This is a genomic window from Bermanella marisrubri, assembly GCF_012295615.1.
In the GTDB taxonomy this organism is placed as follows: Bacteria; Pseudomonadota; Gammaproteobacteria; order Pseudomonadales; family Oceanobacteraceae; genus Bermanella; species Bermanella marisrubri.
The window spans coordinates 248,668-266,113 of the sequence record NZ_CP051183.1; the positions used below are offsets into that span (position 1 = coordinate 248,668).

Genomic DNA, 17,446 nt, shown 5'->3' on the forward strand with positions numbered 1-17,446 from the left:
TAACAAGTTAGTAGTTAGAATAAATAACTTCATTTTGGAGATATTGAAGTGGAAGTAAAGCCAAATTATTGTCGATTAAAAACAGCATTTACAGACGGAACTATATTCAAAGTACCCACTTATCAAAGAGCATACTCTTGGAAGAAGGTAAATGTGAAACAGTTTTGTGAAGATATGCATGAGCTTTACGAGACGCATCTCGAACACGGGTCTTCGGAACATTTCCTAGGTGGAGTGGTTTGTGTAAAAATTTCAAACGAAGATGATCTAGACGAACGAAATATTTATCAACTTGTCGACGGACAACAGAGGTTATCCACTCTAGTTCTATACTTTTCAAGACTAATAAAAAGACTAAATGATTTAGTTCTCACTCAAGATGATAATGAAATACGCAAAAGAAGGATCAAAGAATATGAAGAGCAGTTCATCAATCTTGCAGTTGAAGAGAATAATAAAATAGTCAGCGTACCTAGGATAACTCTTTCAAAGCGGGATAAAGATTTCTATCAAAGTATAGTATCAAAACCGAATGAAAATATAGAACCAAACTATAACTCACATCGTTTGCTTAATGATGCCAAAAAGACGATTGATAAATATTTGGATGCAATTCTATCGGATAATGATTCGGAAAATCTAGATAAATTAAAGGTTTTGTATAAGGTTATAAGCAATAACTGCAAAATTCTTCTCATTAAGATGACGGATGTTAAGGATGCGTATAAATTATTTCAGGTGATTAATGATCGGGGACGGATTTTGACTCCTAGTGATCTCTTACGAGCATCTTCTCTAGGGGATCTAGACGCAGAAGAGGGTATTTCCGATTCGAAAATGAATAAACTAATTGAGGCTTGGGACGATATCACGGGGCTTGATAATGTAGATGAAAGACTAATAGACTACTACATCTCTGCTAGCGGACGTCGCACAAGAAGAGTTAGTTTGTTTGAGGATTTTAACAAATTCTTTTTTCGAACTAGTGATAAAATTGAGAAAAATATCTTCGCTATTCGCGATGGAATTAGATCGATAGAAAAAATATCTAATGGCGTTTGGCCATATGAAAAGTCAAGTAAGTCCCTTTATCAGAAAAATAAGCTAAAGAATCTCGTAGTTACATTGAAACATAAACAGGCCATACCGCTCCTTTATACCGCATCAAGAAACCTGCCAGAGAAGAAGTTTTATGAATTGTTGTTCTACATGGAAAAGTTTTTTACGCTTTACAAAGTTATACTTGATAAAAGATTTGACGCCGTAAGTCGTATGTACTTGGAAAATATAGAAAAAATTAATGAAAATTCAGATACTTATCAGGTGAAGTCTTTTTTGGCTAAATTAAAAGGTTTTCTAGAGACCAAGACCACTAAATCTGAGATTTACTCTAATTTAAATGCTCTAGAGTATAAACATGATGGTGATAACCGCCTTTTAAAGCTGTTGCTATTGTCTATTGAAGAATCATATGATTGGTTAAAAGAGGGTTGCCCTAAAGGTCATATTGGGCAATTTAAAATGGAAGAAAAAAATATCTCGGCTGAAATGCATGTTTACACCATAGAGCATATTTATTCAAATTCAGGTACATTCAATCAAGAATTGGAAGAAAAGAAAGATACTATAGGGAATCTTTCTCTTTTGTTTGATAAGGAAAATGTCGACGTTGACAACAGAGATTTTTTAGACAAAAAACCTTTCTATGAGAAATCAAGATTGAGGATAAGTAATGAGTTAAAAAGTGAAGATGTATGGGATTTAAATGCTATAGAGCGAAGAAAAGAATCAATAGTAGATAGGATTACTAAGGTATTGTCTCTTTCTTCTAATATTCCGGAATGACAGCCTATTAAATAAGAAAAGTCAGAACCTGTGGTACTTGGATTGGCTTTTCTTGTTTAAAAGCTTTATAAAAACTGATTATATAATTTCATTTCAATAAGTTAATGTTTATTTAAAATTTTATAGCATTTGTAAAAACCTCAACGAACTATTCTAAAAACGAACTTAGATTTGTTTTACCTTCTATACTTGCAGATCCATCTTCAACATGCGCATTCCAAGCCTTGTATAATTCTTTTTGATGCATATCTGGATACTTATCTTTCAGAAGTAGCTCAACTACTTGCTCTAGTTCACCTAGCCAAACATGCTTACTGAGGGATCTTTGGCGGGGTTCCATTTCGCGCCCATCATAAGTGTACCCGCTTTCAATCGATTTAAAGAAAGCGAGTCGAGCTCCTATATTGATCGTTATTCCAGTATTTGAATGAAAGCGCCTAAGAGAATGAAAGGCATTATCAGTGATTTTCATTTCATTTGGTAACATATTCTTATCTCTTATTTACGCCAGAAGTAGCCTTCAGTATATTTGGAGGAGCCTTCATTGGGGTCATAATCCACATAAAAGGCATGTGATATCTCAGGTGAAAGGTCTTTATAGAAGCTCTCGTCAATTTCCGTGTCCGTAGAGAGAATCAGCACCTGATGGCTCGCTGTCGGAAAGTAATTTTTGACCAGTTTAGTTCTATGGTGTGAATCCAGCCTACCTAATGGTGTATCAATAATAACAGGGAGATTTCTACCTGAAGTTCTACCCAGTGCCTCTAGCATGGCAATAGCGAAAATTTGTTTTTCGCCTGCTGATAGTTTTTTCTTGTTGATTTCCTTTCCATGTTTATCCTTGAGTGTTACTGAGAACGTTTTTGGATCGATCTTGGCTAGGATTTCCATATCGTCTTTACGAGCAAGCTTGCCAAAAGACTTTATAAATTCTTGTTCAAGTAATTCTATCTTCCTATCTTTCGTTATTCGCCCAAATTCCAGTAGTAGTTCGCGTGAATCGGAAGCCAGTTTTACTCCTTGGATGGAACTCATTGAGGTGGAGTACTTAGCATCTAGGTCTTTAAGCTTTCGCATTGTATCGATAGCTGCTCTTAGGCGCGCCTTTGCATTGTCTTTTTCTTGCTGGATTTCTGCGTCAACTTTGCCCAATTCCTTTTGTTGGATTCCTAATTCGTCTAGGATATCTTTTAGTCTACTTTCATCAGGCGCTCGAGCTATATTGTCAGCCGCTGCCGATATTTCAGACTCAATTTCCTCCAGGTCCTTTGTAAGCTTTTTAAATCGCTTTAATTGCTCCGGGAGTTTATGAACAGCTAACTGCTGTATATTCATGTAATCTGAATCAGAAATATCGTGAATAACATCAACGTCGCCGGATGTATCCAAAACGTCGGAAAAGGTGTCATCAATCACTTTTCCTGCATTATCTAGTTCACCAAGTTGAGCTTTCAACTCTTGAACCTTCAGTTCTATTTTAGCTCTTGAAGCTTGATTTGACTTGGTTTGTTTCTCTGCATCTAGCTTTTTAATTAGATTGTTTAAAGTGTTGGGAGCGAGTGATAGTGGGAATGCTTCACTAAATAGCGCTGTAAGTTCTGATTTAAGCCTATTCTTTTCTTCGACTAGGCGATCAACTCTATGCTCTTCTTTCTCTTTTGTTTTAGCCCAGGCGCCGCCCAAATCGTTTAAACGAGCGTTGAGAGCTTCTATATCGGCTTCGACCGAGCCTGCTTTTGTCTTTAATTCACTAACAAGGTCTAATTTATCCTGATAACTTTTGTAAGAGTCTTGATATTGATTCTCAAGGCTTTTTATTTCAGCGGATATATCTTTTGGTAGCTTTTGTTGAGCATGTTCTCTTAGATAAATACCCAAGTCCGCACGCAGACGCTCTACGATATCGAGACCTAATAGACGGTTAATTGCATCAGCCAACGCTTCATTAGCATTATCTTCTGCCAGTTCGGCTATTTTTTCCCCATCGAAAAAGAAAAGATCCGCGACACCAATTGGAATTAATTCGCTTAAGAAACTCTGTAGCTGCTCATTGGTTGACCCACTGAGTGGTTCTCCGTCTTTTTCTACAACGAGGTTTTCGCTCGTGGTTGAACCTTTAATTTCCCATGAACGAATAACTTTGTACTCATTCACAACGCCATGCTTTCCATAGGTGAAGCTAAGGCCTACTGAAGCGTTAGTCGCAGGTACCAGCTGTGCTTTGCCTTTGTGTATGCTGTCAGCGAGGTATTGTTCGTACTTTGCCTGCGATACAGATTTCCCTAAACTCTGCTTCCCATATAAGGCAAGTCGTACAGCGGTAAGTGTTGTGGTTTTGCCTGCACCATTTAATCCACCAAATAAGATGATAGGACGCTTTCTATTGTATTTCTCTTTGGGCTCAAGATTAATTTCGTGATAACCATTAAACACGCCAAAGTCTTGTAAGGTTAATGTATTTAAAATCATTAGTTCAGACTCTCGAGTTCCGCGGCCAGTTCACCTAAGCGTTCGTCGTAGCCTTTATCAATATTCTTGTCCAATGAGTGTTGGTGTTTATGGTTCACCATCTTTTCGCGAATGTCCTCGTAACTTCCCCAATCTTGTTTTAGGAGGCTATCTATTTTTTTATACAAGCCTTTACGTCGACTGAGTCCATCCATTGCTTGTTCTAGGTCTAGGAGTTTCATTACAAGCTCTGAAGGAACATCAAACTCTGCCCCTAAAGAACTGAGTATCTCGGCGTCAGATTGGGAAAAACTGCCGGCATCTTGGTCAGCCCAGTCTAAGTCTTTGCCATATACCTCACGGTATATCTTTGGTGCTGTGTCTGCCCAGTCTGGTTCGTTAGGGTCGTACATCCATTCTCGACGAATAGCGTAGAGTTCATCAGGATGAATCAAGGTAATATCTTTCCCGGAATCCCTTAATTTCTTTTCAATCGTTAGAAGCTCTTTCAGCCAAATTTGGCGACGTTCCATCCAGTATGGTCCTGGTATGGTCTTCACTTCTGTTGCTTCACTGTCTAAATTCTTTCGAGCGTATTGCACTTTACCTGTACGTCGCTTGTAGTTTCGATACTTATCTTTGTTCTCGGGTAGCGTCGAGTGAAACAACTGGTCTCGGAAGTCTTTGAGCTCTTGTAGCCAAGTTTCACCAGAATCAATTAATCCTTCCATCGCTCTATCTTTTGTAACAACCGTACAAGTCCAACAGCCAAACCTTGAGTTACCACAAGAAGGTGTTTTTGTATCTATCACCAACGGACACTCGCCAGCACTTGAATCCTTATACAAATCAAATAGTTCGAAATGATCACCACCCCATGGCGCCGGTGCGCCTAATAAGTACATCCATACATCATCGAAAGACCAATCTTCAATTGGCATGTAGGTGAAAGCACCTGGTAGTGAAGAGTGGCGTGATAATGATGAACCATCTATTTTATGTTTCGCTATTACTTGCGCACGTGATGCACTTTCATCACTACGTGCACCCAAGACTACAACCACTTCACCAAATCGTGTTACTTTGTCGAGAATGAATTCACTAACAGGGTCAATTTTCATTCTTTCTGTACACCAGCGAAAGTTCTGTGTGGGGGCTGGATAGCCTTTGCCCAATAGATTAGTCCAGAAGGTCTGATCCATCTTTGGGTGAACTTGGTGAGCAGACATTGGAAGCTTATTGGTTTTCGCTTTTTCGTTAATTGCATTAACGACATCCTCGATCATATCTACAACCATTGGTGTTTCTACCAGTGTGTCTGAGGAAATCACGTAGATATGTTTATGACGTTGTTTAAGCTCCAATTTCTCGATTGCAATATATATAAGCGACAAAATAGTGGTGCTATCTTTACCACCACTAAATCCAATGACCCAAGGCTTATCGTCATCCAAGTACAAATCTTGGATCTCAATTATTAAATCTGACAATGGGCGACCAGCAATTTCAGTTGCTGAAATCATTTCATCCATTGTTGCATATAGGGTAGAGCGACTCATGATTTAAACTGTTTCTCGTATTCTTGGCTTTCAGGGCTAAGATTTAGTCCCATATGTTGTTTGATCAGGTTTGAAGTAAGCATCACATTGGCACGGGCCTTACTTAATTTGCCGTACATTAATGCTCTTCCTTCCCATATACCCGTGTTAGACCGAGACCAGTCTATTGTCCCTAGTTTGTTTAAGTGCTTTCTCCAAGCTTTTGGTTTTTGCGCTAAGAGGTCAGCGCCAGCGGAGCCGAGTGCTTGTAAAGTTACACCATGGGCATGTACATAATTCTGTCGAAGATCTGCTGTACTAACCTTTTTGGACTTCGCATCTTGCCAGTCTTTAATATTTTCACAAACTTCTGTCCAGAACTCTGTAGCCAACTCCTTTTCCTTGTCGGACACACTTTCCTTTGGGCCCTTTTTTAACAGGGCTCTACTCGCGAGCTTGATGCTACTGAGTGTAAATAGCTTACTACTACGATTTGATAAGCTTGATTTTTCCATTTCTGTAAGATTTTTAAAGCAATCAACGTTTTTTACTACGTGCCTTGCGAGGTCAGATAATGGATCTCGGTGATCATACAATGTACTGATTGATTCATTGGGTCTTACCGCATATTTATTGAGATCAGCAAACATTTGTTGGCTTCGCTTGAGGTCTTCGTCTACGAAGAATAAAACCGGAATATGGTCATGACCAAGTTCATGCGCTTCTCGGATAGCAGCCTCAATTGCGGCTCTGCGGTGTTGGCCGTCATTGATCAATATTTGAGCATCCATCGAAACCGTTAGCATACCTAAGTTAATTCCTGGACCCGTATCCGCCATGGGCTCGAAGTGAACTTGTTCACTTACTGATGCCGTGATCGCAGACAATGTGTAATCGTTTGGATTAGATATTAAATACTCAGCAATTTCGGGAATTCTAGTTTTGTTTAGTGTGCGCTGAGCTCTCAATTCTGGAGGTACTTCATCTTCATCAAATACGAAGATTTTCGGGATAGTTCGCATCGGACACATCGCAATATAGCATGGTCTCCCTGCTTGCATGCCACGAACCGCGGGGAAAGAATGGCTGTATTCTTTGATTAGTGTTTTGACCATAGAGAGTCCTTTCCTTCCTTATTATGGTTGTATGGTGGAAGTATAAATAAAAACACGAGGAAGTCAAAATTTAACAAGCGGCGGTGTTTTGGAAGTCAAATTTAACAAGTATTTAGGAGGGATATCAGTTTGTTCGTATAAAAGAACGTGTATTCTACGTGTGTTTGTATCGATTTTGCAATGAACAATCGTAGGTGGATTTTGTAATGCTTCTGGAGTAAAGGCACGACTCAAGCGTGTTTTAAGCGGTTTGCTATATTTAGATGAGTTTATTGACGACACAACTTCGGGGCAAACAATGGAGAAATCGACAGAAGATAAGGTTAGATTGATTGCGAATAAAATAAACTTACCTGTTCAAAGGGTGTATATCCTTTTTTCTCGAATTGGATTGTTAAGCCACGTCTCAAAGCCCACTCCTCATTGGGAGGAAACTTCTCTTTGGTTTAATTGTATGGAGCATGCGTCGTTGCAAGCTTTGATAGATAAGGTGAAGGAAGAAAACTACATCTTGGAGGACGGTCCCGACCTTGGGGCACCTCCAGAACATCAAATGAAAGTTTGCTCAAATTGCAGAAAGAAAAAAAGATGGGATTTGTTTTTCGAGTCAGATAAAAGAGAGGATGGCCTCACGCTTTGGTGTAAAGACTGCTTAGCCGATCTTAACAATTCTTAGCTGTAACATGAGCGCGCCTCTGACGGATATCAGAGGCTCTGGATTGAACTACCGCCTTCCCGCAAAGCTACACGCACTACCTGCAGGCAATTCGTAATTACTATCCAATTGCAGTGGCTGTTCTAGTGAGTTCACATCATAGCCGGCGCTTTGCCATCCGCTTAGGTTATAGTCTTGGCCTTTTTCGCCAAAGCTATCTGCACTGAAGTATTTAATTGTCATGCTGCCGCTTTCGTTATAAAAGCAGTTGTCGTTGGATTCTAGATCTATACCTTCATCATATTGCTCGTCTGTGCCGTATACCCAAATACGATAATTGGAGTCCTGCATGAGGTTATTGCGTATGGTGGCGTGCTTGGCGCCTAGGCCATAGGCATCCATGTAAGAGCCGTTATTCGAACCTTGGTTTAATATAATGCTGCTATCCACAAAGGTATTATGGTGGATGTTCACGTCCTGGGTGAAGGGTGGTCGGGTGCCGTCTTCTTGGTGCACGATCACGCCGTCGGTATTAATGAAAAGGTTGTCGTAGATCTCGGTTCGGTTTTGGTTAGTATAAATGCCATGGCGCGTTAGGTTTTCAAAACGATTGCCATGGACTTTGGTAAAGCCACCACGGTTGGTTTCTGATTCACCGTGTTTGTAATAAATTCCACCGCCTTTTCCGTAAAAATAGTTGTCTTTAATTTCTACATCGATGGCCTGGAATATCTGTAGGTAGTTGCCCCATTCACTGCCCTGAGTGCCTTTATAATCATGAAACGTTGAGTTTTGGATCACGACATCTTCATAGCCTTGAATATAAACAAAGCCTGCGTTGTTGTTATAGGTGATTTCTCTGAATTCCACGTCATCTAATACGATGCCTTGCTCCGGGATATCCCAACCTAGGCGCATGCCTTCGTTATAGCAGTGCTCGACGATGATGTTTTTAAAGACCAAGTGTGACTGTCCATCCACTAAAATACAGCGGCGGTTATCATCCCCTTGAATGATGGCATCGTGAGTTGGATAACCCGTGATGGTCACGGGCGCTGCTTCGGTGGGTTCTGGCTGAGTGAAATAAAAGTATTTATTGAGATCGATGATCCATGAGCTATCGCCATTATCGGCGTATTGATCATAAACACCGTCGAATAGATAAAGATAATCACCGGCAGATAAGCTAGGTAGTAAGGCATGCAAGTTACCCGGTTCTTCAATGGTGCCTGTGCCCGTGGCATTGGGGGCGGCGTAATAGCATTTTGCTTCCCCTTGGGCTTCACAGATATTCGAGGTTACCGGATCGAGCTTGCTGGTATCGTCACTAGAATCATCATCGCTAGCATCGTCACTAGAGTCATCGTCCATATTGCTATCATCGGAATCATTGTTTGAATCATCCGAATTGCCATCAGGGCAGTTGGCTTGCTCGGTGCTGGTATCGCATTCGTCGGTGTCTTCTTACACTTCAATTTCTAATTTACAGGCGCTAAGTGCCAGTATACTTGCTAGTAGTAGGCCGATTCGAAAGTGCATAGGTGGCATCCTTTTCACAAATAGGTTGGGTTGCGAGCGGTTCACAACGACTCATTTTATTTAGGATGTGAGCTTAGATCAGTTGCTGAAGGTAGGCTGGTGACAGTTAGCAAAATGACGTAAAAATGCAGAAAATTAAGAAAAAGGTATGACCCCAGCTGTCGCTGGGGTCGCATCCATCGCATTAGTGCTAGTAAGGTTCAATATGTCCAATAATTCAAACTAATTCCTGACTGCAACGAGTAGGCTGAAGGGTGAGCCTTGTAGTAGCGTAAATTCTAACCATATACTTGAGTTGGAAAAAACTTATTTAGGTTTATGACTACTACCGATGTCTTGGGTAGATAGCCTAGCACAATGTACAAGGATAGAGGCATGGGCGAATGACCACAGAACAGCAGCAATTACCATTATTTGAACTCGATGAATCTTTAGAGAGGCCTACCCATCAGGTCGAAGACTTTAAATATGGCGCTTCGGATTTTTCTCGCTATATCGTCTATGTCGATGAAAGTGGTGATCATAGTCTGAAAAGCATTGATGAAAACTATCCTATTTTCGTTTTAGCTTTTTGTATTTTCCACAAGCGTCATTACAGTGAAGCCATTGTTTCCGCACTCGAAAAATTCAAATTTAACTGGTTTGGTCATGATCAGGTGGTTTTACATGAGCATGAAATCAGGAAAGAAAAGGGTGACTTCAATATCTTCAAGAGTAGAGAAAACAAACTAGCTTTTATGGGGCAACTAGCTCAGATCATTGAATATAGTAATTTTATACTAGTGAGTTGCAGTATTGATAAGCTGGCTTTAAAGAAGCGAGGTGAAATAAATGACAATCCGTATCATCTTGCTTTGGGTTTTTGTATGGAGACTCTGTATGAGTTTTTGGAGGAAAAGAATCAGCATAATCAAAAGACACATATCGTAGTTGAGTGCCGGGGTAAAAAAGAAGACCAAGATTTAGAGCTGGAATTTAGACGAGTTTGTGATGGTAATAATCGTCTAAATAAGGTTCTGCCATTTGAGATTATTTTTTCAGATAAAAAAGTTATGTCATCAGGTTTACAGTTGGCAGATTTAGTGGCACGGCCTATCGGCTTGAACTTATTACGACCGAATCAAGAGAATAGAGCTTTTGATGTACTGAGGAGAAAGTTTTACTGTGATGGTGGGCGTAAACATGTTGGGGAAGGGTTTGAAGGCATTGGTATGAAGATTTTCCCTTCTTAAGAAAGCGAAAAGCCCCGATGATTCTCACCGAGGCCAAGACGCCGACCGGGTACTCCCAATCCACTTAACCAAAGTATAGTCGACCGCCTGCTATATCTTCAAGACATTTCTAAATAAATACTGTTAAGCACGCTTAAACTATAAATTGAGCGAATAATAGTCAGAGATGCTTTGGGGAAAGGTATGACCCCAGCTTTCGCTGGGGTCGTATCCATCGCATTAGTGCTAGTAAGGTACGATAGGATTCGGTTTGTGCGTCATGATTTTCTTAACGGTTAAACGTATCGTAAATCAAACGCGACATGGATTTAGAGTCAGAGCCTGACACCAATTGGAAGGTGCCGCTTTCTCTCCAGAACTGCCACCATGGTACTTTTTTACGGTAGGTATCAAAGTCCACATCAAAGCCAACATTAAAGTTGTTTTGCACATAGGTCACGGTGCCTTTGTGGTTATCTTCTTTTAGTGGGCCATGGCCATAGTGTTTCGACATCAGCACTGGGAAGTGGTTGTACATTAAACCGCTTGGACCGTTTTTGCTGGTTAGCTTGCCGCTATAACCAATGGAGTTTGAACAACTATCGATCGCGGCAGGTGATGCAGCGGCACAAGAAGAAGAGGCCGGAACCACACCGTCACTGTAGCCAGATAGCAACACTTTCAGTGGGTTGGTATTGCCGCCACTGCCCGAGAAACGCAGGCGTGGAATGTGATTCGGTTGCGGCGCAATGGAGCGAGCACCTGAGTAAGTTAAATCGTTTACAACACCTAAGCTTTCGGTATTGGCATTGCTTAAATCAATCTTCAAGAAGGCACCAATCGTAGTTTTGATCCATTGTGGAATGCTTTCGTTAGTCACCACTCCTACCGCAAGGTCGGCAAAGTCAGTACCGCCGCCCGCACCGCCAAAGTCGATGGTGGCAACAATGTTAAGTGGCTCGTAACCGGCATTGCGTAACCATTCTTCTTGATTGGCTAAGAAGTGACGCATGACCTGATCGCCGGTACTGTGCAGTACCACAACACAACCGAGGGCACAGGTGCCTTGGGCAGAGTAGCGTTTGGCTTGTTCAAAAATCTGCTGCGAGATTTTACCTTCAACACGTTCGGCAGAACTCCAGTTAAGACGACCTTCAGCACGTTGCTCCCAAAAGTCAGAGATTAATCGGCGTTCGTACACTTCTGCGTCAGAAGGTTGTGAGGATAAATCACCGAACTGAAAGCCATGGACCAACAGAACGTTGTACCCAGCGATTTGCGCATAGGATAGGGTTGAAAGCAGTGTGAGTCCTATTACCACACTGATCTTTTTGATGAGTTGCACCATTACTCGTTCCTTTTTTTATTGTAGTTAGAACTGCTTTTTACTGCGTATTGCCACTGCATGAGGAGACGTCATGCGGCGAACAATTCTTTGGCTTTTTATTTTTTTTAGCTTCCGTTGTTAGCACTTATTGCGCACCCGAGACACGCTCCAAAAATTGAATACTGTCTTTGTATTTCGGGTTGCGGTAGTTGTCTTTATCGTAAATGGATAAATCAAATCCCTTTATGGGGAACTGCTCATTAAGTGCCACACCGTACTCTTGTTTCTCACCTGGATGAGTGGATACTTTAGAAATGGTGATATTAGATAAGTAATAAGGACCAGCGGAGCCTGATACTTTTAATGCATTGATGTGGGCTTTTAGGTTCACCGAGTTAATGCCTTTATCCGCTTCATAGGCATCGGTTAAATGGGCAACGGGGCTGTCATTGTTTTCATCAAACAAGTTGGCTTGCACACGATACTTGCCTCGCTCGGTGACATTGATATCCACAGGGATGTTTAAATCAGAGCCATCCACATAGGCATCACCCACGTTCTGTACCGTGGCTACTGTAGTGTGGTATTTGAAGCGAGCGCTGAGAGTTTTGATATCACCGTTTTGCAATTGAATGTCCGCAGTAATAGAGCCTTCGTTAACACTCTCTTGACCCAAGTCGCTAATCGAAACCTGACCGGAATACGTAGCCACACCATTTTCAAACGAGGTTTGTGTTAAAGACTGTGAAATATCCGAATCTTCGATATTGGCAATAATGGATTGAATGGAAGACAGGTTTTCTTCTGCCGTGCTGATTTTCACTTTGACCTCTAGCGGGTCTTCTTTGGCGATAATGTACTTGTCCAATACCAAGCTGCCGCTTATGTCCGGGCTATTACTGATGGATTGTTTTCTGGGGATGAACGCCCTGGGGTTGAGTAGATCCCAATTTTCTTTGTAAAGCGGTTTGGAATAGGGCGGAAATTGCGCATTAAACTTATAGGCTTCTGTGGCTTGTTTGAGCTGATTGGCAATAGCGTCTTCCATGAGCTTTTCTTGTTTGCTTTGTATTTTAGGTGAGTCACTAGCGAGGGAATCTGATTGTAAATGTGTACGATGGTTTTGATTGGTATCGAGAGACATAACATGAGGTTCGCTGTTGACCACAATAATTGCGACAACTAAAACAACCGAGAACACGGCCAATGCTTTCTTTTTATTATTCATGTTGTTACCACCACTTCTAATCACGTCCTTGCGGTTAAGCTAGAGATCTATCGCTAGGCAGGCACCACAGGCGTGTTTTTATTATTAGTCCCATAGTAGTAGAACGGCTGTAAAAGCGCCGGGTAAAAGCAGGTCAAAGTAGGTAAAAAGGGTTAAATTGGCGGGGAAGGACTGAAAGGATGCGGTTGGGGAGCCTACCAGAGATTCTCGTCCTTTTAGGGCGAATCTTTCGCTTTTGGAATAAGTTGAGAGTAGTCGTTAGTTTTTGCTGGAATGAAAAACTTTGATTGGCCCGCCGAGGATTGACCGTTCGCAGGCTCACTCTCACTTCGTTCGTCTCCTACGCTCGTTCCTCGCTAGGTCGAACGAAGTACAAGGATGTACAAATGCCGCGAGCGCATGGATGCGCAGGAGCGGCCTGAGAGGTTCTCATCACATCTAGGGCTATGCTTTTGCTTGAATCAAAACTGATGGAGTTTTGGAGGTTGTTGTTATGAGTGGAGGTATTGCGATTGGCCCGCCGAGGATTGACCGTTCGCGAGCTCACTCTCACTTCGTTCGTCTCCTATGCTCGTTCCTCGCTAGGTCGAACCTGAGAGGTTCTCATGCCATCTAGGGCTTAGGTTTCTCTTTATGGAAATATTTAGGGAAAGTGAGAGCTTTTGCTGGAATGAAAAACTTTGATTGGCCCGCCCTAGAGGATTCGAACCTCTGGCCTCGGCCTCCGGAGGGCCGCGCTCTATCCAGCTGAGCTAAGGGCGGTTGTCATAGGCGTAGCCTGATGAAGGCGAGCATTATAGCCCATGAGGCTTGAGAAAAAAATTGCTTTCACAGCAATTACTTAGCTGCGCGGCTTTGTGCGGTATACTTTGTCTATCGAATAAAGTTGGCATGGTTATGATTTACCCAATTATTCTCGCTGGTGGTATGGGCACGCGTTTGTGGCCGCTTTCCCGTGAGGAGTATCCCAAGCAATGCTTGCCGTTAAATGATGAGCATTGGTCTTTGCTGCAACAAACCTTGTTACGTACCCAAGGTTTGCAAGATTGCGCACCAATAACTGTGATCTGCCATGAGCAGCATCGGTTTTTAGTAGCTGAGCAATGTCTGCAAACGGGTGTAAAGCATTTTCCTATCTTACTAGAGCCCGAAGCGCGCAATACGGCCGCCGCCATTGCTTCGGCTGTTGCATTTTTATTAGCGCAAGATTCAGTCAAAGCCGACAAAGACGCTGTGTTTTGTTGCTTACCTGCGGACCATGCCATTGAGCAATCCGATGCATTTATTACGTCGCTTAATCAAGCGGTGCAGTTAGCTCGGGAGTATTCGCAGAGTTTACTCACCTTGGGCATTGAGCCCACTAGTGCTCATACCGGTTATGGCTATATTCAGGCGGGTGAGCCTGTATCAACTGAGGAATATCCTAAAGCGGGTTTTAAGGTCCAACACTTTAAAGAAAAGCCCGATGCGCAAACCGCCCAGTCTTATCTAGAGCAAGGTAATTATTATTGGAACGCGGGGATTTTCATGGGTACGGCGTGCGCTTGGCAATCTGCGTTTACTGTTTATCAGCCCGAGCTTTGGCAGCATGCTAAGAACACCCTTCAGCAGGCGCAGGCTGACTTAGATTTTTTGAGATTAAGTAGTGAGCAATATAGTTTGTTGCCCTGCATGCCGTTTGATGTGGCTATCATGGAGCAGCTATCCAATGCTTTTATGGTCTCGCTAGACGCAGGTTGGAGCGATTTAGGTGAATGGCAGGCGCTCTGGCAGCAAAGCAAGAAAGATGAGTGGGGTAATCATATTCATGGTGATGGGTTGCTGCTAAATAGTAGTAACAACTATGTGCGCAGCGAGCGCTTAGTGGCGGGTGTTGGTCTTGAGAATCTGATCGTTGTCGATACCGACGATGCGCTGTTGGTGGCGGATCGTTCGCAAAGCCAGCATATCAAAAAGCTTGTGGATAAGTTGTCCGAGCAAGGCCGTAGTGAGCACTTGCACCATCAGAGAGAGTATCGACCTTGGGGCTATTTCCAGTCTATGGATGTAGGTAAGGGGTTCAAGGTGAAGCGTCTATTTGTAAAGCCGGGTCATGGCTTATCTCTTCAGAGCCATCAACATCGTTCCGAGCATTGGGTGGTGGTATCGGGTACGGCCACGGTGACGAGAGGCGAGCAGTCGTTTACTTTGGTTGCAAACGAATCAACGTATATCCCAAGCACAGTGACGCACAGCTTGCGAAATGAGCAGGGTCACCCGCTAGAGGTGATTGAAGTACAGACCGGTAAATACTTGGGCGAAGATGATATTAAGCGCTTTAGTGATCGCTATGGGCGCGCTTAAATCACGAACATCAGTGGCCTGCTATACTGACCCACATCTATGTATGGACACTCTAAAGCCCTGATTTTTAAAAAAATCACCACTTTCGTTTTTAGACCATGGCTTTTGTGGGTATAATCCAGCAAATTTTAAAATTATGTGCCTGAAAGAGAGAGGACAACCGTGACTAAGATTATCACTTCAACATTGCTTCTGGCCTTGTCTGTATTGGTTTCCCAAGCCCACGCAACTGCGGATATCGCTGAGCGTCTAAAGCCGGTGGGTAATGTGTGTGTTGAAGGTACTGAGTGTGATGCGGCGGCAGGTGCTGCGACGGCGTCTTCTGGTCCTCGCTCTGGTGAAGAAGTTTACAATACCTTCTGTACTGCATGTCACGGCACTGGTGCCATGGGTGCACCAAAGACTGGTGATGTGTCTGCGTGGAATGACCGTCTAGCAAAAGGCTTTGACGCGACGTTGGCGAACGCCATCAACGGTATCAATGCTATGCCTCCTAAAGGTACCTGCATGGATTGTTCTGATGATGAAATCGCCAGCGCTATCAAATACATGGCTAAATAATCCGTTTCGGATCATTGCCTGAAAAGAAACCGCCCCCGCTGGCGGTTTTTTTGTGCCTACGGTTTGTCACCTCAAATTTCACTTGGTTACTTATCTGGCCTAAACCACCACAAAATTGTGTCACTTTGGCCCTGTCCACGGGTCTAAGAAATTAGTATGGTTTCAGCATAATAATAAAACCCAAAGCCAGTAACCTGGGGACAACATGACACTATTCTCTCGCCTTGCCATTTTCGGCTGTTTTTTCACCTTTTGCGTACAGACCTTCGCTTGGGATAACCATACCCTGATTAGTAGGGCCCTATTAGAATCCATGCCGGAAGTGCGCGACGCTGCGCCAGTTAAAGTGGAGTCGTTGCAGTCGTTTTTACTGGCTAACGAAGAAGCCCTTGCGACCCATTTGCAGAATGATGAAGCATGGATGCAAGAGAATCTGTGGAATTATCAGCCACGTCCACAGGATCTGGCGTTTGCAGCGACAGGTAATGAGAAAGATGTGGTGATGCGGTTTAAACGGGCCATTCGCATTAACCCTGAAGCGCGCTTAGGTTTATACGCTCAGCTGCCACCGTCGTATCGCTTGGACAACATGGTGCCGATAACGCTGAAAGAGGTTAGTGTCTTCAACGATCTTGCCCACATGAACCCAGATGAATTTATGCGTTTACAGCCTGGTCAAACGATTGCGCCTTTGCATGTGGCTGTGAGCGCTAACGACGAACCAGATCATGGGTTGGATATTGGTTTATTTACGGATAGTGGTACTGCGTACGGCAAAGAATATGGCTTTGGAGAACAGGCGTTCGGTAATCCAAATTTAGAGTACGGTACGCAAGCTCCGTTTCATATGGCGTTCTATCATGAGTCACCAGTACTTTATGCCTTGGGCGGTTTCTTAAAGCGCACCTATCCAGAAATGCGCATCTATCAATATCAAAGCCTTGCGCGTTTTGCATTTGCTCAAGGGCATGATTATTGGGGCTGGCGATTTATGGGTTTGGGGTTGCACTATATCGGTGATTTTTCTAATCCGTATCATGTGACACCGGTCCCGGGTAACAGTACTTTAAGCACGCTTTGGGTGGGTTTGTTAAATTTACTAGGTTTACCTGACGCACAAAAAGAAGCAACTCAATTGGTGTCAAATCGACATACTGTATTAGAGGAGTTTCAAAGTCAGTTAATGACTCTGCAATTGCAAGAAGGAAATCACGAACATGAAACGTTGAAATCGTTAGCGGTTGAGTATCCCGTGAATCAGTATCGTCATACCGATCCTGTGAACCTTTTTAGTAAAGTGAGTGCAGACAAGGCGGATCATGTTCATCACGTACTGGCGGATACTATACCTCATGCTTATGTGATGGATGTAAATGTGGAGTATACGGATTTGGATGCAACCGATGAGTTATTAGATACCGTAAAGTTGGAATCCGGTGATGCAGGCTTTAATCAATTAACCAATACGGTGTCCGATTTGCTGGCGGATTTTTCACGACACGGCAGTGCTTATGTTCAGCATATTTTGCAAGCGAAGTAGAATGATTGATTTACATTCTACGAAATAGTACAGATGGATCACCGATCAAAGCGCTGCGCGCGTCGGGGATGACGAACTCTTGATTATAATTATAAG

The 17,446-nt window shown here is 42.7% G+C and carries 12 protein-coding genes and 1 tRNA gene; 5 read left to right on the forward strand and 8 right to left on the reverse strand.

Features of this window, described 5'->3' with window-relative positions:
- The first annotated feature begins 48 nt into the window (after nucleotides 1-48).
- Complete coding sequence (locus HF888_RS01115) at nucleotides 49-1,845, forward strand: DUF262 domain-containing protein (RefSeq protein WP_007018025.1); 1,797 nt, start codon at nucleotides 49-51, stop codon at nucleotides 1,843-1,845.
- Between the two features lie 148 nt (nucleotides 1,846-1,993).
- Here the strand turns inward: HF888_RS01115 and dndE are convergent, their stop codons facing one another.
- From dndE to HF888_RS01145, 5 genes are all read right to left on the reverse strand, one after another.
- Nucleotides 1,994-2,332: a DNA sulfur modification protein DndE gene (dndE, locus tag HF888_RS01120; RefSeq protein ID WP_007018024.1), complete on the reverse strand. Its 339-nt coding sequence runs from the start codon at nucleotides 2,330-2,332 to the stop codon at nucleotides 1,994-1,996.
- A gap of 11 nt (nucleotides 2,333-2,343) precedes the next feature.
- Nucleotides 2,344-4,314 carry a DNA sulfur modification protein DndD gene (dndD, locus tag HF888_RS01125; protein WP_007018023.1) on the reverse strand — a complete coding sequence of 657 codons (1,971 nt, stop codon included), beginning with the start codon at nucleotides 4,312-4,314 and terminating at the stop codon, nucleotides 2,344-2,346.
- Nucleotides 4,314-5,852, reverse strand: coding sequence for a DNA phosphorothioation system sulfurtransferase DndC (gene dndC / locus HF888_RS01130; protein WP_007018022.1), 1,539 nt, complete (start codon nucleotides 5,850-5,852; stop codon nucleotides 4,314-4,316). The genes dndD and dndC overlap by 1 nt, the downstream gene beginning before the upstream one ends.
- A complete protein-coding gene (gene dndB, locus HF888_RS01135; RefSeq protein ID WP_007018021.1) occupies nucleotides 5,849-6,946 on the reverse strand; it encodes a DNA sulfur modification protein DndB in 1,098 nt (365 codons plus the stop codon). The genes dndC and dndB overlap by 4 nt, the downstream gene beginning before the upstream one ends.
- Before the next feature lie 724 nt (nucleotides 6,947-7,670).
- A complete protein-coding gene (locus HF888_RS01145; protein ID WP_007018019.1) occupies nucleotides 7,671-8,972 on the reverse strand; it encodes a right-handed parallel beta-helix repeat-containing protein in 1,302 nt (433 codons plus the stop codon).
- 551 nt (nucleotides 8,973-9,523) lie between these two features.
- Here HF888_RS01145 and HF888_RS01150 point away from each other — a divergent pair.
- Nucleotides 9,524-10,372: a DUF3800 domain-containing protein gene (locus tag HF888_RS01150; RefSeq protein WP_007018018.1), complete on the forward strand. Its 849-nt coding sequence runs from the start codon at nucleotides 9,524-9,526 to the stop codon at nucleotides 10,370-10,372.
- A gap of 268 nt (nucleotides 10,373-10,640) precedes the next feature.
- Here the strand turns inward: HF888_RS01150 and HF888_RS01155 are convergent, their stop codons facing one another.
- The 3 genes from HF888_RS01155 to HF888_RS01165 all read right to left on the reverse strand — a co-directional run bounded on the left by HF888_RS01155 (nucleotide 10,641) and on the right by HF888_RS01165 (nucleotide 13,668).
- Entirely contained in the window at nucleotides 10,641-11,699 is a 1,059-nt protein-coding gene (locus HF888_RS01155) for a hypothetical protein (RefSeq protein ID WP_007018017.1), read from the reverse strand.
- A gap of 124 nt (nucleotides 11,700-11,823) precedes the next feature.
- Nucleotides 11,824-12,906 (reverse strand): hypothetical protein, encoded by a 1,083-nt coding sequence (locus HF888_RS01160; RefSeq protein ID WP_007018016.1) that lies wholly within the window; start codon nucleotides 12,904-12,906, stop codon nucleotides 11,824-11,826.
- Between the two features lie 685 nt (nucleotides 12,907-13,591).
- A tRNA-Arg gene (locus HF888_RS01165) sits at nucleotides 13,592-13,668 on the reverse strand.
- A gap of 135 nt (nucleotides 13,669-13,803) precedes the next feature.
- On the opposite strand from HF888_RS01165, the gene HF888_RS01170 reads away from it, so the two are divergent.
- From HF888_RS01170 to HF888_RS01180, 3 genes are all read left to right on the forward strand, one after another.
- A complete protein-coding gene (locus HF888_RS01170; protein ID WP_040297795.1) occupies nucleotides 13,804-15,249 on the forward strand; it encodes a mannose-1-phosphate guanylyltransferase/mannose-6-phosphate isomerase in 1,446 nt (481 codons plus the stop codon).
- A 162-nt stretch (nucleotides 15,250-15,411) separates the two neighbouring features.
- Nucleotides 15,412-15,810: a c-type cytochrome gene (locus HF888_RS01175; protein ID WP_007018014.1), complete on the forward strand. Its 399-nt coding sequence runs from the start codon at nucleotides 15,412-15,414 to the stop codon at nucleotides 15,808-15,810.
- A 205-nt stretch (nucleotides 15,811-16,015) separates the two neighbouring features.
- Entirely contained in the window at nucleotides 16,016-17,350 is a 1,335-nt protein-coding gene (locus tag HF888_RS01180; protein WP_243469381.1) for a phospholipase C/P1 nuclease family protein, read from the forward strand.
- Nucleotides 17,351-17,446: the final 96 nt, after the last annotated feature.

Bases quoted from the DNA above. Each gene is read 5' to 3' on its own strand.
- dndE (WP_007018024.1), bottom strand. From the start codon at position 2,332: ATGTTACCAAATGAAATGAAAATCACTGATAATGCCTTTCATTCTCTT.
- dndD (WP_007018023.1), bottom strand. From the start codon at position 4,314: ATGATTTTAAATACATTAACCTTACAAGACTTTGGCGTGTTTAATGGT.
- dndC (WP_007018022.1), bottom strand. From the start codon at position 5,852: ATGAGTCGCTCTACCCTATATGCAACAATGGATGAAATGATTTCAGCA.
- dndB (WP_007018021.1), bottom strand. From the start codon at position 6,946: ATGGTCAAAACACTAATCAAAGAATACAGCCATTCTTTCCCCGCGGTT.
- HF888_RS01145 (WP_007018019.1), bottom strand. From the start codon at position 8,972: ATGGACGATGACTCTAGTGACGATGCTAGCGATGATGATTCTAGTGAC.
- HF888_RS01150 (WP_007018018.1), top strand. From the start codon at position 9,524: ATGACCACAGAACAGCAGCAATTACCATTATTTGAACTCGATGAATCT.
- HF888_RS01155 (WP_007018017.1), bottom strand. From the start codon at position 11,699: ATGGTGCAACTCATCAAAAAGATCAGTGTGGTAATAGGACTCACACTG.
- HF888_RS01160 (WP_007018016.1), bottom strand. From the start codon at position 12,906: ATGAATAATAAAAAGAAAGCATTGGCCGTGTTCTCGGTTGTTTTAGTT.
- HF888_RS01170 (WP_040297795.1), top strand. From the start codon at position 13,804: ATGATTTACCCAATTATTCTCGCTGGTGGTATGGGCACGCGTTTGTGG.
- HF888_RS01180 (WP_243469381.1), top strand. From the start codon at position 16,016: ATGACACTATTCTCTCGCCTTGCCATTTTCGGCTGTTTTTTCACCTTT.